We start from the raw sequence: 23,594 nt of genomic DNA on the forward strand, positions 1-23,594 counted from the left end.
AGTGGTATGGCTTAGACAAAGCCAAAGCCGATATCATGTTTCAATCCTTGTTTTTGGTGGAATTGGTTTTTAAGAAAGTAATTGCTAACTTCAATCTCTGCTCGTTCGTTTCAATCCTTGTTTTTGGTGGAATTGGTTTTTAAGATTGATATCGGTTTCTAATAAGTCGTATTTTTCCAGTTTCAATCCTTGTTTTTGGTGGAATTGGTTTTTAAGAAGTATCAATCAAAAGTTGACAGTTTAATTTCAGTTTGTTTCAATCCTTGTTTTTGGTGGAATTGGTTTTTAAGCCATTCTCACTAAATCATCAATAGATTTTCTTTCTCGTTTCAATCCTTGTTTTTGGTGGAATTGGTTTTTAAGTAAATTCTTCTATACCGAGAGAAGTCAACGAATCTTGTTTCAATCCTTGTTTTTGGTGGAATTGGTTTTTAAGTAATACTATAACTATGTGTTGGACTTGTTGGACTTCGTTTCAATCCTTGTTTTTGGTGGAATTGGTTTTTAAGTGAAAAAAATGAACTAGCTGCTTTAAAAAACAGCATGTTTCAATCCTTGTTTTTGGTGGAATTGGTTTTTAAGTTATGGAAATTCGACTCTGCCAAAAACGTTAAAAAGAAGTTTCAATCCTTGTTTTTGGTGGAATTGGTTTTTAAGTTATATCAAAACACAAGGAATAGACAGCTATACCTGTTTCAATCCTTGTTTTTGGTGGAATTGGTTTTTAAGTTTGGCATATCGGTTGTAAAAGTTACACCTCTATAAGTTTCAATCCTTGTTTTTGGTGGAATTGGTTTTTAAGGAAGCTCCCTAGCCCGCCTAAGGCGGGGAATTAATGTTTCAATCCTTGTTTTTGGTGGAATTGGTTTTTAAGCTCTGGTGTCAGCTGTATATCGTATTTCGCTTTCTGGTTTCAATCCTTGTTTTTGGTGGAATTGGTTTTTAAGCGACTTGGCATCTTCTATAATCAATTGTCGATTTTTGTTTCAATCCTTGTTTTTGGTGGAATTGGTTTTTAAGTTTTGATGGAAGGCTTCAAGCTCATAATGGAGGCTTGTTTCAATCCTTGTTTTTGGTGGAATTGGTTTTTAAGCAGGCACTTCGCCAGTAGTGTCGTCAAATACAGGGAGTTTCAATCCTTGTTTTTGGTGGAATTGGTTTTTAAGTTCGTTTTCTTTTTCATCCTCTTTTAGCCATTTTCGGTTTCAATCCTTGTTTTTGGTGGAATTGGTTTTTAAGCCTGTGGCATTAGCTTTAACATTTTTAGTTGTAGCGTTTCAATCCTTGTTTTTGGTGGAATTGGTTTTTAAGAAAAATACAATAAACTTGCATATACGCAAGTTTAGTTTCAATCCTTGTTTTTGGTGGAATTGGTTTTTAAGTAAATATATTAACTCCATTAGATAACTCAAAACGGTTTCAATCCTTGTTTTTGGTGGAATTGGTTTTTAAGCATTAATTTCAAGGGAATCACCAGGATGCATAGCTTGTTTCAATCCTTGTTTTTGGTGGAATTGGTTTTTAAGGGAAACATCACGGCAATATAGATTTTTGAAAAAAAGTTTCAATCCTTGTTTTTGGTGGAATTGGTTTTTAAGATTTCCAATTCATACAAGTGCAGTTGTTTGAACATCGTTTCAATCCTTGTTTTTGGTGGAATTGGTTTTTAAGTCTAACGACTATATCTTGAAACACACTAGCAATGCGTTTCAATCCTTGTTTTTGGTGGAATTGGTTTTTAAGGCTATCTGAAACCAATCAACTTGTAGTAGATGAAAGTTTCAATCCTTGTTTTTGGTGGAATTGGTTTTTAAGTAATTATTGCAGAATGGGCGGGCAAATTGTAGACCTGTTTCAATCCTTGTTTTTGGTGGAATTGGTTTTTAAGCCGATTTTTTGCTTGTTGCTTGTTTTTACTATACTTTTCACTGTATTTACCTTTCTTAAAATCATATTTTCTAGTATGTCAAAGAACTTAATTTGTTGTTTTTTTGATGTTGTTCCGTATTCTAAACTGACTTTTATCGTTGACATTACACTGTATTTTTATTGGCTTTAAAATAAATTTGTCCTCGGAAAACTTATTTAATGCAAATATTTCTATAAGTGCAATTTAAACATCTTTTTTTATAACTTGTTGCTCTTGGAAATTTATTTTTACTTATGATGTCAGTCATTGCTTTCATACTGTCTTGTATTTTTTGTTTATCTTTTTTTGAGACTTCTACTTCAATAAGTTTATGCTGACTTCTTATATAGACCAAGAAACCTTTATTAACTTTTGACTTAAAATTTTTTTCTATTAAAACGGCATAACAAAATAGCTGTTGCTTATAGGTTTCATACACTTTGTCTTTCCAATGAGCAAATTTATAATCTAATGGAGCAAAATTTCCGTCGTTCAATTCTAAAACCTCATCAACTTTGCCTCTTAAGCCTTCAATACCGAGATATTGGTCAAGGCACTTGTTTTTCACTCCTATTTTCTTTCTTAGATATGCTTTATTTTGTTCTAGTTTTTTGTTGTGTATTTCTCTTCCTCTTTGAACTTTGTAAAATTTATCTTCCTGCTGTGGAATGCGTAACACATACTCAAAATAGGTGTATCTTGGGCAATATAGATATTCAATGATTTGTGATGGATAAAAGCTTAGCATTAGAAAAAAAGAGATTTAATTTCGTCGGTCACCAGTTTATCGTCAAAGGCTTGTCCTAACATACTACATTCTTTAAGCTGTTCTTTGTTCATTCTGAAAATATATACTTTATCGGTATCTTCATTAATAACTTTTTCTATTTGTAGTTCTAATGTGTCTTTTTCATTGGCATTCATAGTCCCAAGAAAACATGAGTATTGCACTCGATATAGTCCTGATTTAAGACAAGCTTTGGATACAAAATTTCTTGCACCGTCGTTTTTTATGTCGTATAAAACCCAGATAATCATGTTGTTTTGTTTTTATAAGTTTCAATGTGAATGGCTGAATGAAATTATTCTAAATAGCAAAAAACATTCAAACATTCTACCATTCTACTATTCAAGCATTCTCTTACTCATACATTTCAAAACTCTCTTAGTATCTACTCAATCAAGGTATTTGCAAACCGATGTGCATCTAACTGCATAGCGTTCATTCTGGTTTGCAATCTGCCTTTATATCTTATTTTATCACTATCGATATAATCTAAAAAAGGTCCAACAAAAAAGCTTTGCCATCTTCGTTTAGTGAAATACCAGCTTTGAACGTGTCGAAATAGCTTTTGTTGATTTTCTTTCCTGTAAAAAGCCTAAATATAAAGCGTTCTGCGTGAATGCGATAGGATTCGATATAATCAAAAACTAGGCTTTTTGAGTTGTAATCGTCTCTGTGCATAAAACCGATGTATGGATCTAATCCTGCCAACATTAATGCCCGTTCGGTTCGGCTGTACAAAATTCCATAGCCATAATTTAGCATTGCATTAAATTCATCTTGAGCGGGTCTGAAACTTCTTCCTTTAAAGGTAAAATCATTTGGCATACATTTGGAAAGTGCATCAAAATATTGTCGCCCAGCAGAACCTTCCCAACCTCGGAATGATTCGGCTATATCATTGACATTTTCTGCTTTTTTTTGTTGAATTTTTTGACGGTATTCTAAAATATTTTCAATGGCGTTATTGAGTTCTTGATGCAATTTTTTACGATGCTTTTTTAAATCTTGTAAAAAATCGGCTTGATTTTCAAGTTTTTGGCTTAACCAATTTTTTACCCATTTTAAGCCTTCTTGATTTAAAGATGCTTCAAGTTGTTTTTTTCTAATCTTTGAAGTGCTACCGAGTTTGCTGTGCCAAAACCTGCCCATAGGATGACCGTTGTTTTCTACAATCACAATATCAATATTGTGTTTCAGAGCTAATGCAATAGCATCGGTAGATAGTGCCGCTCCTTTTGAAATCACAAAAGATGTAATTTTGTGGGCTGCAATGTGATTGATTTTTACAGGTTTGGTTTTGTCTTCACGAATCTTTATTTCAAACATCTCGTCTTTGACGTGAAGATAAGTGCCGTATGTGTTGATAAATATTTGCATTATTGTTTTTGAATTGTTCCAAAACCCCTCGAAACGGACTTGCCTAAGCCTATGTCATCTGGAAGTAAAGCGTTTAAAATAAAACTACCCGTAAATGCCAACATACTTTTATCTTTAAACTTGGTTTGTTTTTGTTTTACATCTAATTTTGTCATCAATCTTTCATTTGGTTTTAATTCAACGCCGATGTTTCTAAACAGGCTTAAAACATGACCGATTACAATACGTTTGAGCATGTCTTCCTTTTCGGTTTCGGTTTTAAATGCTATGTATTTTTGATGATTGTTTTGGTTAAGTGCAAGCCAAAGGGTTTTAAATTTGTATTCATTTAAATCTTTTGTAAATCCAACTTCATAAGCCTGATTGCTGATATTTTTAGAATGGATGACATAATTTTTGCCATCTATGTCTAATTGATTGATTTTTAAAAACAATTGGGTTAGCAATTCACCGCCTTCATTTATACCGACCAAAATAGGGGTTTTGTCAATGACTTTATACTGCACTAAAGGATAGCGATAACGTAAACTGCCATCTTCATAATGGTTGCTTAGCAGTGGTGAATGTTCTTTAAATAAGAGCCCAAAATATCCGCGTAATTTGTGAGCATCTCTGGTTCTTAATTCTATTTCAGGAAATTGAACTTTGCAAATTTGGATGTTTTGGGTAGAAACTTCTGACATCTTTAAATTTCAAGTGGGTTAACTAAATCTAATTTTTCAATATGTTGAAAATCTTTTGTGTTAGCAGTAGATAGAGGCAATTTATGGTTTATGGCAATGGTTGCGATGATGGCATCACCTATGCTCATTGATTTTTGCTTTCTAAATTCAATAGCCAGGTTAATAATCGTTTTAGAAACAGGTAAGCATTGAATATTCTTGAAAAATTGTTCTAACAATTTTTCCTCTTGTGATCGTAGTTTATGATATCCAAAAACTTCTAGTCTTGTAATTTCGGATACTAATAATGTAGTATTTTCTATTTGTGAGATGTCAAACTTTCCATTTGCAACACCAATGATAATATTAGAATCCAAGAGTAATTTATTCATCTCTAACAATGTTACGATCTTTACGCTGTTCTTTTTGCCAAGCTATTGGGTCTTTGATGTCTTTAAAAGTCCCCATTTTTCTTAATTCTTTGAGAGCCTCAATGGTCGCTTCTTTCTTTTTTTCTTTTAGTAGCTGTTTCTTTGAGATTGTTAACCCTAAACTTTTAGCTAAATCCTCAACTTGCTGTAGTCGTTTTTTATCTTTTCCTGAAATGGTGATTTGCATGGTGTTTTATGTTTTAAAGATGGGTAAAAATTTGTAAGTTTTTAAAATGTTAAAATATCAATTTCTTCATAGATATATCCCTCTTTATTTAAGCTAAAATCTGAATTACAATTATATATAGGCTTCGACTGATTATCAACATCAATAAAGTAAAATCCAAATTTCGGTTCTATAGGAAGACCAATATCCTGAGCATCAAAAGGGATATTGATATTTATTACAAAATCATAAAATTTTGCCTTTATTTCTGAGAATTGTTTTTTCTTTTCAAACGGATTTAAGGCAAAATTTTCTTTTATCTGTATAAATTTTCTCCAAACTGCTTTAGCTTCCTTATTAAGACCAATAAAAATCGATTCTGATTTTGTGTTTTCTATGAGTTGAAAATTTCCTGTTTCCTCAAAGTTGAGAGCTAACAAGCTCTTTAAAAATCTATTTTCTGAATAAATAGAGAGATCTTTAACTTGCTCAAAGTATTTTTGAATTAGCAGTAAATATTCATTCTCTTGAATATTCTCAAACTCTTTTAAAACATTCTCTGTTTTCTTAATTAAATCAGCACCATAAATGAAACTAGTTACTTTTTCTAATTCTTCAATTTTATAAAGATATACTTCACTCACTCCTTCTTTTTCATCGTATCTATTAGCTCTCCCTGTCGCTTGAATGATTGAATCTAATGGAGCTAAAGCTCTAAAAACAGTATCGACAGAAATATCAACTCCAGCTTCGACAAGTTGAGTGCTTACAATTATTTGACGTTTTGATTTATTCTTTGATTTTATTTTTTGAATGACTTTTTTTCTTTCAAATGGAGTAATAAGTGTTGTAAGGTAAAAGAGCTCATTTTTCTCGCCATCAAAGCTCACACTAATGGTTCGATAAGTTTCTAAAGTTATCTTTTTAGTATTCAATATGATCAAAATATCCTTATTGGGATTATTAATAGCATAGTTTGCAATTGTTTCAGTAAAATTCTCAAATGAAATGGATTCTTTTGTTTTATTAATAAGTTTTGTGCGGTTAAAAAAAGAGAAATAATTTTGGTAATTTTCTACGAGCTCTATAATTTCTTCTTGAGGTCTAAAAATTAAAGGTTGAGTTGCAGACATTAAAATGATATAGCAATTTAAATGTTCTGCAATAGAAAAAAAAGATTGTCGGATTACTTCCCAAAGTGAATGTGGTATTTGTTGAACTTCATCTAAGATAATCACAGAATTAGATAATGAGGAAAATTTAAGAAGTTTCGTTTTGTTGTTTGTAATCAAACATTCTATAAGTTGTACAAATGTTGTAACTACAACAGAACTCTGCCAAGTTTCAATTAGATATTGACTTTCTTCAGATTCTCTTACTACATCTTCACTCTCTTTATATTTGGGTTCAGCTAAGTGATGATGTTTTAGGAGTAATGTATTTTCAGGGTCATTGAAAACTTCTTGATATACTTCATAATTTTGATCAATAATACTAGTAAAAGGTATTGCTATTATAATTTTACCATCTGTTAATTCTGCTAATTCTTTTAGTTTTAAGGAAGCCCCAAGCGAAGTTAGTGTTTTTCCTAAACCAGTTGGTAATGTTATTGAGTAGAAATGTTGAGAAGGTCTAAAACTTCTTTCCAGCGTCTTTAAAACAGAATAATAGGCTTTGTTTTTAAGATTATTAATTTTAGATGAAGTCTTATTAAAACCTTTATCATGTCTATATTTCGTTAGATAATTTAATGCAACTTGTTTTATTTTTGGTAACCCACCTTCTAATATCACATCAGATTTATCAGAAAATAACAATGTTCCAAACATCCATAAAAAGAGATAATATGTCTCTGATTTTTTAGAATTTTCCCATTTTTTTTGAAAGTTTAATTTGTAAAACTCAATTAATTCGAAACGTGTTGCTTTAGAGAATTCTCCTTCTTCAAACCAATTTATAAAGTCAATCCAATCAATTGAGTTATCTAAGTGTTTATTTCCTTCCTGAATAATAGACTGAATTGCTTTTGCATCGATAGACTTAAATTGAGTTTCTAAATCTTCTTTGAAATTGTCGATACCAACTTCACTGATAAAATTTCCAAGATTGCCATGATGACGTCTAACAACTATTAAACAAATTGTAGATAATAAAAATACATAATCTGCTCCAAAACCTCTGCTTTTTAAATATTTTTGAGCAACGTAAAAAACAAAAACTGCCGATGGGAGAGAGTGATTTTTTAAACTATTATGTTCACCATCTGGATTTCTCAAATATTTTTGAAAAAATGATGTAGCTTTTCCTAAATCATGATAGAATCCACAAATATAGAGTAATTTTTCTTTCACTTCTTTATCCAAATCAAAATCAGTCTTACTTTTTTTGGCTATATTTAAACAGTTCTTAGAAACTTCTCTAAGATGTTTGATTAACGGTACTCCAGGGTGTGATTCTATTGTCATCATATAAATTGAATATTACCTTCATCTTCAATTGAAAAAGATTTATTGTTAGGTAAAGCCCTTACGCAATCACCATTCATCTCTACCAAAACTTCACCGTAACGTTTTATTGTTCTATCAATTTGCATATCCAGCGGAAAGGTTTCAACCTGAAAAGTTCTTTCTTTAATAAAATCAATATCAATGGGAGCTTTTTCCGATTGTACTTCCGAAAGATTAATAGCGGTATTAAAATCAGTATAACCCGTTTTAGAGATTTCAATTAACTCTTTTTCTGCCACAAACTCAATGTTGGCTGTCATTTGACTAATTCCTAAATAAGGATTAAAATGAAAATTTTTGTTTTTCAAGCGTTCAATTAATTCATTTTTTAGTGGATGTTCCCAGCTCAAATAAACTCTAAACTTCGGGTCTTTTAAAATTTCATATTCTATTTGTGTTCTACCATGCTCATTTTTTTTATTTTCTATATTGAAATAAGCATTATCAGATTTCGTATTGAGAAGATTAAAGCCAATATTGACTTTCTTTATTTCTGAAAGAGGTCTAATTGCGAGAAAAGCATTTTTATTGGAGAAAACTTCTCTTAAATGCTCTTTTTTTTCTCTTATTTTATTTTGAGAATCTTCTCTTTCTATACCTAAAACTGCACCAAGAAGCCCAAAAACAGCTGATGGTGTTGGTATGCTATAGGTAAGTGGAGAAGTAGTGGTGTTGAATTTTCTAAAATGACCATATTCCCCATAAACGTCAAATATGAGGGTTGTTTTAGAATTCATCTACTTGGTATGTCTTATTTTCTAGGTTGTATTTCTTTCCTTCATTTAAAAATTCCAATCGACTATCAACTTTAACTTCAATGGATTCTATTTTATCTTTTTGAGCTTTTATTTCTTTAAGAAGTCCAGTTAGGTCAATTTTATAGTCATCTGTATTTCTAATTTGTAAATCACTTTTATCTGATTCTATTTTTAAGCGCTGTCTCAAACCTCCTATGTAATATGGTTCATTATAATTCACAGTAAAAAGAAACAAGGGATTTTGTCCAAATTTTGATCGAGAAATTAGATTTTTAGTACCGTTCCATATCCCTTCCAATAATAGCTCGCGATCATTGTTGGTCATTTTTGTGTATGTAGCGACTTTTTCATTTATAATTCCATTAAAACCAATAAGTGCATAAGGGACTTTATATTCTGTCCTAAATGTAGTTTGTTTCTTTTTATCACCAGATGCAAAAGCTCCCGTTCCTTGTTCAGTAATAATTTCTGTTTGATGCAATGATTTACCCATTTGAAATTGGACTGGACCAGTAAAAGTAAAAGTGTCTTTTTTTATTGGTAATACTCCGCCAAAAACACGAACATCAATACAAGTCTCTAAAACCTTATCACTACTTTCTTTAAACAATTCAGCTCTTCTTGAGCCAGATGCTATATATTCTTCATTTCCATCTGAATACTTTGTTTCACGTACAAAAATATCTTTATTATTAGAGCCATTATAGCCCTTATATTCAAACCAATAATCTCTAATTGTTCTCTTTAACCTAACATCTGAGACAAGGACTTTATTTTCTTCATTGTCAAAACGAGGTCGGTTTTCGTTTAAAGGGTCTCCATTGGGGTTAGCATTTTCTATTTCAAATAGAAATAAAATTTCTGAACGGTTTTTAATTTCTTCCATGTTTTTAGATTTTGATTGTCTTTATGATTTAAATTTTCTTCCTAATTCGAGTCCGCAAACAAAATTGAATGAGATTTCTTGATTAGACATCTTTTTAATTTGGTTTTTATTGACCATTAGTTTTTCTGCAATAAATTCTCTGAGTTCTTTATATGTATTTTGATAGGAATATTGATTCACTTTTTCCACTGCTTCTTTATAAATCCTTTCAACATCTTTAGCAGATAACTGAAGCCCTTTAAGCTTTTTTTCAAATGGTGTACTATTTAAATTAGCTTGTTGCATACTAAAAACTAAATGAACTAATACACCTAGTCCAAAAATTCCAGTTGAAGCCTCATTATTTACAAAATTTGAATTTTCTGTGATAAAGCTTTTAAGCTTATCAAAATCAAAAGAAACTTTGTTGATGATTTCTTTTTTTTCTTCTTCGGTTACCATAATTTTAAATTTTAGTTATCATGTTTAATTAAATTGAGTTCTTCAAAATAGCTTTGAAGTAAATAGGTTTTGGCTATTAACAAATCTCCTCTTTCAACAAATCCTTCGTTATTTGTTCTTTTAATGTAATTTACACGAATAACTCTCATATAATTTTTATACAATTCTTTTTGACTTATTTTCCTACCCATAAAAATTTTGTAAGTTATTTCATAAAACTCATCCTCGAAGAATTGCTTGATTAACCTAAAGCTAAAATGCAAATCTTGTTTTTCCTTTTTTTTGTAGTGGTAATCTATATCCTTAAAAAGAGGATTCTTATTTATTATTTTTGGGACTTCTATAAATAGTTTTCTAAAACGTGATGGTGGTATTTCTTCCAGCATCATCTTTATTTTAATAGCTTTTGTTGTTGCATTCTCTTCATAAAAAAGAAGATTTAAGGTAAATAAATTAGCATCAACTTCACCTATTTTCTTCATCAAATAATCCTCAGTAGCACCAATAATTTCACTGTTTTTTATTTGATAATCAATTTCATTAAAAAGACTCAAAGCATTGTCTAAAGAATCTTTATCATCTGGAAAAACAGCTTTGGGAATTAAATAATAACTTTTACCAAAAAAATATTTTGTAAGATATTTTATAATGTAGTTTTTTCCTAACTCCATTTCAATCGCACAACTTTCACAGATTGGATAATTTATCCAATTAGCTTTTTGATTAAAAAAACCACTTACTGTTCCGGTTTTATCAACTGTACTGTATTTAAATGGAGAGCCAAAACCAAAAACTTCAGGCTTAACTTTATGACAAATACTACATTTTGAATTTTTTCCTTTCGAAGTAACACCATATTTTTTGTAATTACTTTCAATACCATTTTTAGCTATAAGTTTCTTTACAGAATTAAAGTAAGAAAGAAGTTTCTTTTGTCCGTCAATATCAATAGCTAAAGAAAATGCACTCGCAAGCTTGTCTTTTTTTTCTTGTTTATCGTAAACATCTTGCAGTTCCTCTTTAATTTTTTCGTAATTCTCAATAAATGAATGTTTCCATTTTTTATAAAAACCTACTTTATTTGGTTCTTCTTTTTCAGAAAGCTGTATAAGGTTTGGGAACTGTGTTTTTAAAAGTGTATTTAACTTTTTGTCTAAATCTCCAAACTTAGTAGTAAAGGTTATGTCACCACCTCGTGATGAACCTTTTCTGTATGCATACTCAGAAAAATTTTGCTCATTCACATTTTTAGTGTCAATTCCTTTAAAAAGTATGTTATCATGTTCTAGCTTAAATTCAATCAATAGCATTTTACATACTTTATTAGGATAAGGCTCTTGAGTGAAAAGTTCGTAAGGCTTCAAGTCCTTATTTTTTAAGAACTCTAATTTTCCTATATCGGTAACAGCTCTATCTTGCATAATTTTATTTTAAAAAAACAAATATAAATAATATTTTTATATGTAACAAATTAATGCTATTTTTGTTCATCTATTTAAATAGGATTGAAACTATGTTACCAATTAATATTGTCCAATATAATAAGGATTGAAACTCACACCCCTATAGCTCAATTGGATAGAGCGTGGCTACCGAAAGCTGAGGTTTCGGGTTCGAGTCCTGATGGGGTTTTTTTTTTAACAAAAACCTATCCCACATACTCTTCCCTTCACTCTGCCATTCCCCAATTTTTAATAACGTTTGTAACATACTTTATAAGTCTAGCTACCAAATTTATTAAAAAAATCTTAAAAAATTAACCTTTATTACTTATTTAAAAGTTTTTTTCAGCATACAGGTTTTAAAATCATAAAAGTTTAAATCTCCCTAAATTTTTTAAATGCTTTTTTAGTATGGTTTAGTATTTTAAACTTCCATATATGCAAATACATCTAATGATTTTTAACAACAAACAAACAGACAGATGTTTGTATCAACCGCTAAATATTCATTAAAAAGCCATTAACACCTATGATTTGGTCAAAATTTCCAGATATATACATCAAAAATATATTACACCAATTTGAATGAATAATATATTGTCAAAAAAATGAAATTATAATACCATCATATTTTATAGAAATATTTATGAGATATTTTATACCTCTTATCTGTATTGCAATTCTAAAAAACACCAACATATTGGAGTCAAGCCGAGCCAAAACTTCAAATTTACCTTGCATCTAACAGACCACTTTTTAGCAAACCTGCAAATAGATACCAAGTTTGAGTCGTCTAAAAAATGACAATATAACTTCAATCATTCTCAGCTATCCTTTCCAAGAATCACGTAACCCTACAGTTTTGTTAAACACCAATTGCTTAGAAGTTGAGGTTTTATCTACACAAAAATAACCAATACGTTGAAATTGAAATCGTTCTTGTATTTTGGCATTTGCAAGACTTGGTTCTAAATAACCTGTAATAGATTGAAAAGAATCTGGATTGATATGCTCTAAGAAATCAACATCTTTGTCTTGTGATGGATTTTCTACTTTAAATAATCGGTCGTAAAGGTTGACTTGTGCTGTGATAGCGTGATTCACAGAAACCCAATGCAAAGTGCCTTTGACTTTACGTTTTGAGGCTTCGGTATTACTTCCACTTCGGGAGTCTTTGTCATAGCTACAACGCACTTCTATGATATTGCCGTCATCATCTTTAACACAGCTTTCGGCTTTGATGATGTAAGCATTTTTTAACCGAACTTCTTTTCCGAGTTTGAGCCTAAAAAATTTTCTGTTAGCTTCTTCTCTAAAGTCTTCTTTTTCGATGTATAATTCTCTTGAAAATGGAACTTTGCGACTTCCAGCTGACTCATCTTCGGGGTTGTTTTCAGCTTCGAGCCATTCTTCTTTATTTTCGGGATAATTGGTAATGACAACTTTTAAAGGGTTTAAAACCGCCATGACTCTTTGTGCTTTTTTGTTGAGGTCTTCGCGAACGCAAAACTCAAGATGCGAAAAACTCACGGTATTTTCGCGTTTACCAATACCTATTGATTCTGCAAAATTGATAATGGATTCTGGTGTGTATCCACGGCGTCTCATCGCTGAAATGGTCGGCATTCTTGGGTCGTCCCAAGATTTGACAAATCCTTTTTCTATCAATAACAAAAGCTTGCGTTTGCTCACTACAGTATGACTTAAATTTCGCCTTGCAAACTCACGTTGTTTAGGTTTGAGTTTGTCAGCGACTTTTACTTTTTTGGCAAACCAGTTATAGAGTTCACGATGAGGTTGAAATTCGAGCGTGCAAAACGAATGCGAAACTTGTTCAATATAATCTGATTGTCCGTGTGCCCAATCGTACATCGGGTAGATTTTCCATTCAGAACCTGTGCGATGATGCGGTTTGTGCAAACATCTATACATAATGGGGTCACGCATCAGCATATTTTTGGCACCCATACTGATTTTGGCACGCAAAACGTCTCGACCTTCTGGTGTTTCGCCGTTTTTCATTGCTTCAAACATTTCGAGATTTTCTTCCACCGTGCGATTTCGATATGGACTTTCAATGCCTTTGGTTGTTGGAGTGCCTTTTTGTTCAGCAATAGCTTCAGAAGTTTGACTATCAACATAAGCATCGCCGTTTTTAATCATTTCTATTGCCCAATCGTAGAGCTGTTGAAAATAATCAGAGGCATAACATTCTTTAGCCCATTTGTAGCCTAACCATTTCACATCGCGTTTGATGGCATCGACGTATTCTTTTTCTTCTTTGGTAGGATTGGTATCGTCAAATCTTAAATTGACTGGTGCATTATACTTAAGACCTAAGCCAAAATTAAGACAAATAGACGAGGCGTGACCAATATGCAGATATCCATTGGGTTCGGGCGGAAATCGAAATTTTAATTGCTCTCTGGTATAATTATTTTTTAAATCATCTTCGATGATTTGTTCTATAAAATTTAATGATTTTTTGGGCACTGACATAAGTTGATTTTAAACTGCGAAAATACTTAAAATCATTGAAATAAGTTTCTATGGTTTATTTAATATAAATCAGTATAAATTAAAAGATATAAGCATTTAATCTTACAAAAATATATTATAAATTTTTTATAAAAACCTATTATTCAGTAGTATATGATTTTTGGCATAACCTTTGTTTATATTGAATCATAACCCTTAAAACCTAATATGATGAAACGATTTATTTTTTTACTCGTAGGGTTTGTGTTTTTCAGTATGTCTGGATGGGCAAATCATTCAAATTCGGAATTTGATGTCGTATCAAATCAATGGAATTATGCACAAGGACAAGCATTTATCTTTATGGAAAATGGTATTGAATTTTCTGTGTTTCAAGATGGTCAATTTGATTTTTTTATTCCTAATTACGGTCCAAATGTAAGTGTTAATTTTTCAAGTGCCAATGTGAATTTTAGTTTTAATACAGGCTATAATTATAATCCTTATGTTCAATATGACGGCTATGGTGCGGTTATTCAAATTCAAAACACACCAATTTTTTATGACCGTTACGGTCGTGTTAATCAAATTGGAAATGTGTGGATTGACTATAATTATCACGGTTTAGTAAGTCGAATTGGCGGATTGCAAATCTATTACAGAAACAATGTTTACTGGAGACAACGTGGTTTTATCAATCGATACAATCGAAGATATGTATATAAACCTTGGCACAGATATTATGCTATACCAGCTGTGCAATATTGTCTGATAAGTCCAATACCCTATAGACAATATTATAAACCAGTAAGACACATCTATTATAGACCATATCAAAATAATGTCAGACATTTTAATTTCGACAGACAAAATCCTACTGTAAGACATCGAGCAAATCGATCAAACATAAGCTATACACAATCTCCTAGAAACAATAGGGAAAGACAAATAAGATCTAATGTAGAGAAACAAAATCGTGAAATCAGAAGAACACGAAATGCTGGAGTTGCTAAATCAAGTAGAACTAATGTCAAAAGAGATGTCAGTATTTCAAGAAATTCCACTATGATTTCTGAAACAAATAACAGAACAAATAGAAATCTAACTTCACGTAATATTAGAACAGACAGAGTTACTGAAAATGATAGAAATGATAAATCTAATAAAGTTTATAGAAGCAGAACATCTCATAATAGCAAAAAGGTAGATAGAAAACCTTCAACAAGACAAACTTCTGTTACCAATAAGCGTTCGGCTTCAAATAGAACAGTTAATAAATCGAGTAGAACTAAAAGTTCTTCTGCAAGTAACAATAGAAGCAGACGATAATTTTTGTTTGTTTTTTGGTTTGTGAAACCCCTTTTGAAATTTTCAAAAGGGGTTTTGTTTTATAGTCTCATATTACAAAAAAAACATAAGTCAATTGAGCCTGTTTGATTCATAACAGAGGTTTTATTTTTAAAATACCAAAGTTAGAAATTCATTTTCGGTCATAACATTTTAAATTATGATTTCACTTGATAGCACGTTAAAAAATAATTTTAAAAGATTACCAAATTCTCACACGATTCTCTGGTGCTATATAAAGACTGTCGCCAGGTTTAATATCAAAAGCTTCATAAAAAGTATCCACATTTTGTAAAGGCACATAAGCACGATACATTCCAGGAGAATGTGGATCGGTTTTGACTTGTGTTTTAAGAGCTTCGTCTCGCATTTTGGTTCTCCAGATTGTTGCCCAAGACAAAAAGAAACGTTGTTCTGGTGTAAAGCCTTCTATTTTTCCAGGGTTGCCATTGTCTTTGAGATACATTTGTAAACCATCGTAAGCGACTAAAACGCCACCTAAGTCACCAATATTTTCACCGAGTGTAAATTTGCCATTGATATAAACGCTGTCTAAAACTTCAATATTGCTATAAAACTCAGCGAGTTTATCGCCTCGTGCCGTAAAGTTTTCTAAATCCTTGTCTGTCCACCAATTTTTAAGATTGCCATTGGCATCATATCTTGCACCGCTATCGTCAAAGGCATGCGAAATTTCATGCCCAATCACAGCACCAATCCCACCATAATTCACTGCCATATCGGCTTTATAATTGTAAAAAGGCGGTTGAAGAATAGTTGCTGGAAAGACAATCTCATTGTAAAATGGGTTAAAATAGGCATTAACCGTTTGTGGTGACATGCCCCATTCGGTTTTATCAACTGGCTCGCCTATTTTGCTTAGGTCATCTCTAAAATTCCATTCGTTAACGGCAAGACGATTTTCATAATAAGAGTTTTCTGGTTTGACGTCTAAATCTGAATAATCTTTAAACTTATCAGGATAACCTATTTTTACGGTAAATTTATCGAGTTTTTCTATAGCTTTTACTTTGGTTGAATCGCTCATCCATTCTAAATTGTCAACACGAATTTTAAAGGCTTCTATCACATTTTTCACCATTTCTTCCGCTTTTTCTTTAGCTTCTGGAGGGAATTTTTCCTCGACATATAATTTTCCTACAGCTTCACCAATAGTATTATTTACAACCGCTAAAGCACGTTCATCAAGGGGTTTTTGGGCTTTAGCACCGCGAAGTCTTTTGCTATAAAATTCCCAATTACGACGTTCAAAAGGCATTGACAGACTAGATGCTACATCATTAAGTGTTGACCATTTTACAAGTGTTTTTAAGTCTTTAATTGGAGCGTTTTTAAACACAGAATCTAAAGTTTTCATGTATTTGGTCTGCATCACCAAGATGGTATCAGGTTGTTTTTCAAGACCTAAATCAGTTAAGTATTTTGACCAATCAACGCTTGGACTCAAAGTTTTGATATCTTCAACGGCATAGCGGTTATTGTAATTTCTAAAGTCACGACGTTGAACTTTATTTAAACGTGGTTTAGCAAGAATAGTTTCATATTTTAAAATTGTTTCGGCTTGAGATTTTGCAGTTTCAGGTTTTTCGCCAGTCATTTCAAGTAAATCAGCAATAAAAACTTTGTAATCTTCACGAATTTTTTTGCTGTCTTGATCATCTTTTAGATAGTAATCTCTTTCGGGTAATCCGAGACCGCCTGTTCCGATGTAAGCTACATTAGTGTCGCTATCGTTAGGGTCAGAATACACAAACAAGCCCATAAATGGCGAGCTCAGTTCAACTGGATTTTGAGCCAACACAGTTTGCAAATCTTTAAGGTTTTTGATGGAGTTTATCTTTTCAAATGAAGCTTTTAGAGGTTCAATACCTGTTTCATTTCTAGTATTGGTATCCATTATTGAGTTAAAAACTTGAATAGCTTTACCCTGATCAGAATCCGCTGAATATTTGCCAGAATCTTCTGCTTTTTTTAAAATTTTTAAAACATCAGCATCGGTTTGTTTTCTTAAAATCCCAAAACCACCCCATCTGACTTGGTCGTCAGGAATTTCAGTGTTTTCAACCCATTTGCCATTGACATAAGTAAAAAAGTCGTCTTGTGGTCTTACCGAAGTGTCCATATATTCGGTTTCAATACCTGGTAAATCGGTTTCTGTTTTTGGTTCATTTTGACATGCTATAATAAGCAGTGATAAACACACCAAAAGACCAAATGTTTTGAATTGTAAAGAGTTCATATTTGTTGATTTAAGTTTATTTTCAGTGTATTGGACATTATTTTTATAAAAAAGTTACATTTCAGACCAAATTCAATTGAAATTTAGTTTCTCGCTCTAATGTTTCAACAAATTTTTGAAGTGAAGCCTTGTCTGCAATTTGTGTGTTGATGCTAATTGAACGCTTTTTAGTTTTGATAACGATGTCACCAGCAAAAAATTCAACTTCTTTTATATCTTTAAAATATATTCTTGGCTAACCAAATTGTGATACAATCTTTTGGCTATCGTAACGGACAATTTGGTAATATAAAAATCCACACCATAAAATGATTTGTAGAAGTGAAGCGATAAAAGTCAAAACATTTAGATCAGAAAATAAAAATCCCCACAGACAAACAAGAAAAAATATAATCACAAACACGCTGAATGTTCTAATAAATAAACTTCTTCTTTTGTTATACTTCACAACCATAATTCAAATTTACAACATTTTTAAAAAACACATTGATGATTGAGAATGAAAGCATTTTTATTACTTTTACGGCATGGGATTAGATTTTTTAGACTTTAGAATTCTTGACCTTATCGATATTCTTTTGGTTGCTACTTTATTGTATTACATCTACAAACTAATTCGTGGAACGGTAGCCATCAATATATTTATAGGTATTGTCATTATTTATTTAGTTTGGAAACTTACTGATTTTTTGAATATGGAAATGCTCAGCAGTTTTCTCGGACTGTTTAGCAGTGTTGGTGCTGTGATGCTTATTGTGGTTTTTCAACAAGAGATACGGAAGTTTTTTATTCTGATTGGTTCAACAAATATTACCAGTAAAAATGGGATTTTTAAAAGTTTTAATTTCAGTAAACGTTCAACAGAAGACTTAAGTCATATTGATGAGGTGGTTAATGCTTGCCAAAAAATGAGTGAAACTAAAACAGGTGCTTTAATAGTGATAAGACGAAATTCTAATCTAGATTTTGTTAAAAATACAGGTGATCAGATGGACATCAAAATTAATGAACCCATTATTCAATCTATATTTTATAAAAACAGTACTCTACATGACGGTGCTTTGATAATTGAAGGTAAAAAAATCACAGCCACCCGTGCAATTTTGCCTGTTTCAAACGACCGAAAAATTCCTTTAAGGTTTGGATTAAGGCATCGTCTTGCGGTTGGCATTACTGAAAAAACAGATGCCTTAGCTCTTGTAGTGAGTGAAGAAACAGGACAGATTTCTTATTTAAAAAACGGAGACTTTTGTTTCTTTAAAGATGAACAAGATTTAGTAGATAAAATTAAAAATGACTTAATCTAAAATTAACGCAATCTTAATCAAGTTTGTCGTTTTTTAGAGTCGATAATAAGTCGTTAGCTTCCATAAAGCCACTTTTTCGCCATACCATTTCTCCAGATTTATAAATAACAAAAGTTGGAAGTGTTTTAATACGAAGTGCTTCCGCAAGCTCTTGGTTTTTATCTACATTGATTTTTATGACTTTAGCTTTGTCTCCCATTGCAAAGACAACATCTTTTAGGATTGGGTGTACATGCTTGCAATTTTCATCCCATTCTGTATAAAAGTTTAATAAAATAGGAACTTGTAAATCAATGATTTCACCAAACTTTGACATAATTCATCAAATTTATTTTTAACTAAAGTAATACAATTAATACTGATAAACAAGTATTTTGGTTTTCAAAACCCTATTCTCGATACACTTTTCATAACCTTTTTGGTTGAGAAAAGCACTCCAATTGATCTATTCTTGACTTTATCATAATCGAACTCACGGAATATATAAAAAATATATGTTGGCAATAGTGGTCAATTTTAGTCTGGGTTTCCTCAGAAAGTCAGAATTTAAAGTTATAGATTTCGGGTTTGTTATAACCTGAGTTCGATTTATTGAAAGCTGTAAATCAGATGATTATATCTTTTTGTTAGCAAATTTTGTCATTTCGACGAAGAATGAGGAGAAATCTCATCCTATTGAGATGTCTCGTCGCTCATGCTTCGCTCTTTCGACATGACAAATGATTAAATATCTGTATTTTATATGAATATATTTTATTGGAATTTATATCGAACTCACGTTGTTATAAATAGAATGGCTCCAATCTAACTATTTAAAACCGTTGAAACGCTATGGATTGCAAATATTAGATTGTGAATGGATTTATCCATTTTTTATGATTTCAATTTCTTCCCTGTAAGTCATTGGAATAAATTTTAACACATTCATCCCAAGGAAAATGATAGGCTAATTTTACCCATCTATTATTTTGACTTAAATTCATTTGGCAAAGATTACCAAATTCTTCAAGTTTAATTACTGAAATTGTGAAGTCAGCTGAGGAATTGAAACGGATAGCAGGTTTCTGCTCCTAATCATCATATATTATTTTGTTTTCTGCTTTTTTAGTTTTGGCATATTGAAAGCCGTCTTGCCACCATTGGGTCATCAACTCTTTGTTGAAGATTAATGAATTTTCTGTAAGCTGAATGGGCGTGTAATACAAATTGAGCTTGACTTGGCGTTGTATGGAGGCAAGTTTACCTTCGCGAACATCGTGTTTTTCGACTTGGTCAAGCATAAAGCCAAACAGATTCATTAGGAGTGAAAAAGGGTTTTTGCCCAAAATTTTGTTGTGCTCCATATTTTCGGCTTCGAGAATGATGGCATCAATTTCGGTTGCACCGCGACGAACGGCTTCCCTGATGGGCACCATGCTACCAAAACCACCATCGGCATAGTCTGAACCGTTTTTGGAAGCTAAACTCATAAATGGCACAAAATTAGACGACATCCAAATCCAATCAACAAAATCTTCATAATTAAAATCGTGTATAGATTTGTATTCTATTTTGTTTTTGGTAAGGTTAGATACTGTAACCACTACATCTTTACCACAACAGCGTGCTTGTTCAAACTCTGATTTTGAGAAGTGTTTTAGAATGGTTTTTCGCAGATTTTTACTTTCTCCAAAGGTGCGTTTGCGCTTGATGAACTGTATTACGGTGTTGAGATAGTTAATGGTAACAAACTCGCGGTTGTCTTTTTTTCGTGTTATAAATGGATTTAAACTAAAAATATCCGATTGACAGACGTTGGTATAAATCTGTTTGACTTTTTGAGTATCGCCGAGTGCTAATTGCGATATCAACAAGCTTCCCGTAGATGAGCCTACAAAAAGTTTGTAGTCGTGCTGAACGACATCAATAAGGTATTCGGCTACACCGCCGGCAAAAGCACCTTTGCTTCCACCGCCAGAAATGACTAAAGCTCTCATAATATTTTATTTAGATAAGTGATTGTTTTAGTATCTAATCTTGGTTTTAAGTTATCGATTTGTGTTTTATAAGTCGGATTTTTGAGTAAAGTTTTAAACAATTTTCTACAAAAATCTCTAAAACGCCAAGTGTGATGAAAACAGCCGTCTAATAAATTAATGATAGTTTGGTCTGAAAATGTATCGATTTGATAGAGATAACCAAAGGCGTGTTCCCGAATCTGAAATCTGTATTTTGGTGATGTGTATTGTTCTAAGTCTTGATAGGTTTGTGATGTTTTGTCAGCTTGAAATTCGGGCGTTGCCAAATTGAGCGTAAGCCAGAGTTGTTTCAAGTTTTTATCTCGAAACCCTTCTTGGTTTTGCATTTGTGTTAAATATCGTTTTCGGTCTTCAGGAAAATTCATCCAAAGATTTAAAAAGGCATTTTCACGGGTTTGGTATGATTGGTCTTCAAGTAAACTTTCGTATTCTGTTTTTAATGCTAAAGGTATTTGAGTCAAACTTTCAGATATGGCTTGCCTGACCCAAAGGTCACTTGTGTTGAAAGCCTTTTTGTAAAGCTGTATCACTTTATCATTAGCAGGTGCGTTGGCTAATTGATAGACAGCTTCTTGAGCGATGTAAATATTGAGAGGAAATTCTAAAGCAGTTTCAATGGCTTCTATTTTATTATTTATACTCAAAGGTCGTTTGACAATCAATTCAAAATATTTAGGAATAAATAATGAAGTTTCAAGTCTCGCTAAAGCTTGTTTTGCTTGAAAAGCGGACTGTTTAAACCATTGCTGTTCAAAGTCTGACAAATCAATATTGGTTAATGCCTTGACTTCGTTCATAAAATTATCAGTAGTGACGTTTTGAAATGCATATTTATTTAAGAAATTCTGCACCGCTTGGTCAAAAATCTCTTCGCCTACAATTTGATTGAGCATAAATATCGCCCAAGCACCTTTTTGGTAATAGGTTAATGAGCTGGCATTGGGTTTCAGTAGTTTTTCGCCTTGGCCATTGTCACTTGCAGTTTTTAGAGATTCAGCATATTCATAAAGTTTGTGGTAAAAATAATTGTCGCCAAATATCTGTTGTTCAGCTAAAAGTGCGTAGTAAGTCGCAAAACCTTCATGAAGCCAATGATGTTCTGAATTTGTTTCTGTAATTAAATTGCCAAACCATTGATGAGCTAATTCATGGGCGTTGACATTGACATAATTTCTATCAAAATATCCGATGCTATCAACCACAAAAGCATCAGAAAAAATGGTCAACGAAGTGTTTTCCATACCGGCATATAAAAAATCTCTTACAGGAACTTGTTTGTAATTTTGCCAAGGATATTTCACACCAATCTTGTTTTCAAAATAATCAAATATTTCTTTGGTATGTCTATAAGTTGGTTCTAATAAAAGAGAATCTTTTTTTAGCAAATATTGATGTAGCTCAACTCCAGAAGCTGATTGATTGATTTTTCTGATATAATCACCAACACTTATGGCAACCAAATAACTGCTCATAGACTTTTGCATATCATAAGACCAACGGCTTAAACTATCGTTTTCTCTCCATTGCTCTATGAGTTTGCCATTAGCTAAAGCACCGTAGTGTTTTGGGATAATGAGTGAAAGATCAAATTCAATTTTGTCATTCATATCATCAATACTCGGTAGCCAATGTGAGGTGTATTTGCCTTGACCTTGGGTAAAAATTTGATCGTTTGATTTTGTGTCGTCTTCAAAACCAACAAAATATAGTGTTTGTTTGGGTTTGGCTTGATAGCTAAAATTGATGTTGTAAATTTTATCAGGTTTAAAATTGCCTACAAACCAAATTTTATCAGTAGAAATATTTAGTAACACTTCAGCGTTTGAATTTATCAATTGAGCTGACATATTTTTAGCATCTAAAAAAATTGAATCGGTCTCTTTAGCGACATTAAAACTGAATGTTATTTTGCCTGAAACACTTTGGGTATTAAGATTTGGTTGAATTTCGGCTGAAATTTGTCGGATATCAAAATTTTTGTTTTGAGCTATTATTGAAGAAAAACAAAGTAAAAATCCTATGAAATACAGTCTAATCATAGGCTAAAAATACAGTTTGATTTTGAATAAGAGAAAAAAATATAAAGGAAAGCAAAATTTATTTTTCTTTAACCACAACAACAGAAGCCTTAACGCCAGTCAGTAAATTCCATACATTGTTAGAAACTACAAATCCAGCGTCGTCAGCAATACGAAGTTGAGCTGTGTTTGGACCTGATTGGCCTTGGTTGAGGGCAACAAACACAATTTTGTTGAAACCGACTTTCATCGGAATATCTAAAACGGTAAAACCTGGTCTGAGTAAAACATTTTCGGCTACAATTTCGCCGTTCAACAATACATTGACGCGATCGCCATCAAAAGCCATGTGGTCTCGAAACATGACTTTCATTTTATCAGAATTGCTATTGATGACGCCAAAATCCATATCGTTTTTGTATTTTTCACGGTCAAAATTTTTGCCTTCGTCACCTGTTTTGACTTTATATTGGCTATCCCAAACATTTCCAGGATCGCTGTATTTACTCTTGGCCGTAAAGTCAACGCCTTGTTCTTTATTTTTATTTAAAAACATCCCTTCTTCCTCACGATTAGGAATGCCAAATGTGCTATTGGTTGATTTAGAGTTATTTGAAGAAAAAATATTACCACTTGATGTCCTGTTGCTCGCATCAATTTGAGCAAAAGACACCGAACAAAACAGCAAAAGCAAGAAAGTTAATATTGATTTCATAAAACAAATATAATCAGATTAATCAAATAGACTTACTATCAAAATGTTAAGATTGTTATTTTATAAAACAAAAAATCACAAAAAT

At 31.9% G+C, this 23,594-nt stretch carries 19 protein-coding genes, 1 tRNA gene and 1 CRISPR repeat array (1 of these 21 only partly in view); of the genes, 3 read left to right on the plus strand and 17 right to left on the minus strand.

Annotated features, from left to right (window positions below):
- A CRISPR array of direct repeats spans positions 1 to 1,888; the repeat unit is 37 nt; unit sequence GTTTCAATCCTTGTTTTTGGTGGAATTGGTTTTTAAG (it extends 8,119 nt beyond the left edge of the window).
- Between the two features lie 193 nt (positions 1,889 to 2,081).
- The 11 genes from cas4 to IGB25_RS13375 form a co-directional block, all read right to left on the minus strand.
- Positions 2,082 to 2,657 (minus strand): CRISPR-associated protein Cas4, encoded by a 576-nt coding sequence (gene cas4, locus IGB25_RS13325; RefSeq protein WP_211065421.1) that lies wholly within the window; start codon positions 2,655 to 2,657, stop codon positions 2,082 to 2,084.
- Positions 2,657 to 2,947, minus strand: a complete 291-nt coding sequence (gene cas2, locus IGB25_RS13330) for a CRISPR-associated endonuclease Cas2 (RefSeq protein WP_211065422.1) — start codon at positions 2,945 to 2,947, stop codon at positions 2,657 to 2,659. Before cas2 ends, cas4 begins: the two co-directional genes overlap by 1 nt.
- 238 nt (positions 2,948 to 3,185) lie before the next feature.
- Positions 3,186 to 4,073, minus strand: coding sequence for a CRISPR-associated endonuclease Cas1 (gene cas1, locus IGB25_RS13335; protein WP_247653529.1), 888 nt, complete (start codon positions 4,071 to 4,073; stop codon positions 3,186 to 3,188).
- The gene (locus IGB25_RS13340) at positions 4,073 to 4,756 is read right to left on the minus strand and encodes a CRISPR-associated endonuclease Cas6 (RefSeq protein ID WP_211065423.1); all 684 of its coding nucleotides are present in this window, start codon (positions 4,754 to 4,756) and stop codon (positions 4,073 to 4,075) included. The genes cas1 and IGB25_RS13340 overlap by 1 nt, the downstream gene beginning before the upstream one ends.
- A 2-nt stretch (positions 4,757 to 4,758) precedes the next feature.
- Positions 4,759 to 5,127 (minus strand): type II toxin-antitoxin system VapC family toxin, encoded by a 369-nt coding sequence (locus IGB25_RS13345; RefSeq protein WP_211065424.1) that lies wholly within the window; start codon positions 5,125 to 5,127, stop codon positions 4,759 to 4,761.
- Positions 5,120 to 5,353 (minus strand): hypothetical protein, encoded by a 234-nt coding sequence (locus tag IGB25_RS13350; RefSeq protein ID WP_211065425.1) that lies wholly within the window; start codon positions 5,351 to 5,353, stop codon positions 5,120 to 5,122. Before IGB25_RS13350 ends, IGB25_RS13345 begins: the two co-directional genes overlap by 8 nt.
- 41 nt (positions 5,354 to 5,394) lie before the next feature.
- Positions 5,395 to 7,800: a CRISPR-associated helicase Cas3' gene (gene cas3, locus IGB25_RS13355; protein ID WP_211065426.1), complete on the minus strand. Its 2,406-nt coding sequence runs from the start codon at positions 7,798 to 7,800 to the stop codon at positions 5,395 to 5,397.
- Complete coding sequence (gene cas5b, locus IGB25_RS13360; protein WP_211065427.1) at positions 7,797 to 8,576, minus strand: type I-B CRISPR-associated protein Cas5b; 780 nt, start codon at positions 8,574 to 8,576, stop codon at positions 7,797 to 7,799. The genes cas3 and cas5b overlap by 4 nt, the downstream gene beginning before the upstream one ends.
- Entirely contained in the window at positions 8,566 to 9,483 is a 918-nt protein-coding gene (cas7b, locus tag IGB25_RS13365; protein WP_211065428.1) for a type I-B CRISPR-associated protein Cas7/Csh2, read from the minus strand. The genes cas5b and cas7b overlap by 11 nt, the downstream gene beginning before the upstream one ends.
- A 21-nt stretch (positions 9,484 to 9,504) precedes the next feature.
- Complete coding sequence (locus IGB25_RS15230) at positions 9,505 to 9,924, minus strand: TM1802 family CRISPR-associated protein (protein ID WP_211065429.1); 420 nt, start codon at positions 9,922 to 9,924, stop codon at positions 9,505 to 9,507.
- Between the two features lie 11 nt (positions 9,925 to 9,935).
- Positions 9,936 to 11,345, minus strand: coding sequence for a TM1802 family CRISPR-associated protein (locus tag IGB25_RS13375; protein ID WP_211065430.1), 1,410 nt, complete (start codon positions 11,343 to 11,345; stop codon positions 9,936 to 9,938).
- Positions 11,346 to 11,482: 137 nt separating this feature from the next.
- Here IGB25_RS13375 and IGB25_RS13380 point away from each other — a divergent pair.
- A tRNA-OTHER gene (locus tag IGB25_RS13380) sits at positions 11,483 to 11,556 on the plus strand.
- 638 nt (positions 11,557 to 12,194) lie between these two features.
- Here the strand turns inward: IGB25_RS13380 and IGB25_RS13385 are convergent.
- Positions 12,195 to 13,865 carry a glutamine--tRNA ligase/YqeY domain fusion protein gene (locus tag IGB25_RS13385; protein ID WP_211065431.1) on the minus strand — a complete coding sequence of 557 codons (1,671 nt, stop codon included), beginning with the start codon at positions 13,863 to 13,865 and terminating at the stop codon, positions 12,195 to 12,197.
- Positions 13,866 to 14,075: 210 nt separating this feature from the next.
- Here IGB25_RS13385 and IGB25_RS13390 point away from each other — a divergent pair, with 210 nt between their 5' ends.
- Positions 14,076 to 15,173: a hypothetical protein gene (locus tag IGB25_RS13390; RefSeq protein ID WP_211065432.1), complete on the plus strand. Its 1,098-nt coding sequence runs from the start codon at positions 14,076 to 14,078 to the stop codon at positions 15,171 to 15,173.
- A gap of 220 nt (positions 15,174 to 15,393) precedes the next feature.
- On the opposite strand, the gene IGB25_RS13395 is transcribed toward IGB25_RS13390, so the two are convergent.
- Entirely contained in the window at positions 15,394 to 17,451 is a 2,058-nt protein-coding gene (locus tag IGB25_RS13395) for a M13 family metallopeptidase (RefSeq protein WP_211065433.1), read from the minus strand.
- Positions 17,452 to 17,978: 527 nt separating this feature from the next.
- Here IGB25_RS13395 and cdaA point away from each other — a divergent pair.
- Positions 17,979 to 18,758, plus strand: coding sequence for a diadenylate cyclase CdaA (gene cdaA, locus IGB25_RS13400; protein WP_211065434.1), 780 nt, complete (start codon positions 17,979 to 17,981; stop codon positions 18,756 to 18,758).
- 13 nt (positions 18,759 to 18,771) lie between these two features.
- Here cdaA and IGB25_RS13405 read toward each other — a convergent pair whose 3' ends face one another.
- The 4 genes from IGB25_RS13405 to IGB25_RS13420 all read right to left on the minus strand — a co-directional run bounded on the left by IGB25_RS13405 (position 18,772) and on the right by IGB25_RS13420 (position 23,509).
- On the minus strand, positions 18,772 to 19,074 hold the full coding sequence (locus IGB25_RS13405; protein WP_211065435.1) for a co-chaperone YbbN: 303 nt from the start codon (positions 19,072 to 19,074) through the stop codon (positions 18,772 to 18,774).
- Between the two features lie 754 nt (positions 19,075 to 19,828).
- Positions 19,829 to 20,734: a patatin family protein gene (locus tag IGB25_RS13410; protein ID WP_211065436.1), complete on the minus strand. Its 906-nt coding sequence runs from the start codon at positions 20,732 to 20,734 to the stop codon at positions 19,829 to 19,831.
- Entirely contained in the window at positions 20,731 to 22,815 is a 2,085-nt protein-coding gene (locus IGB25_RS13415) for a M1 family metallopeptidase (RefSeq protein ID WP_211065437.1), read from the minus strand. Before IGB25_RS13415 ends, IGB25_RS13410 begins: the two co-directional genes overlap by 4 nt.
- Before the next feature lie 58 nt (positions 22,816 to 22,873).
- Entirely contained in the window at positions 22,874 to 23,509 is a 636-nt protein-coding gene (locus tag IGB25_RS13420; RefSeq protein WP_211065438.1) for a hypothetical protein, read from the minus strand.
- Positions 23,510 to 23,594: the final 85 nt, after the last annotated feature.

Source organism: Flavobacterium sp. CS20, assembly GCF_018080005.1.
Taxonomy (GTDB): domain Bacteria; phylum Bacteroidota; class Bacteroidia; order Flavobacteriales; family Flavobacteriaceae; genus Psychroflexus.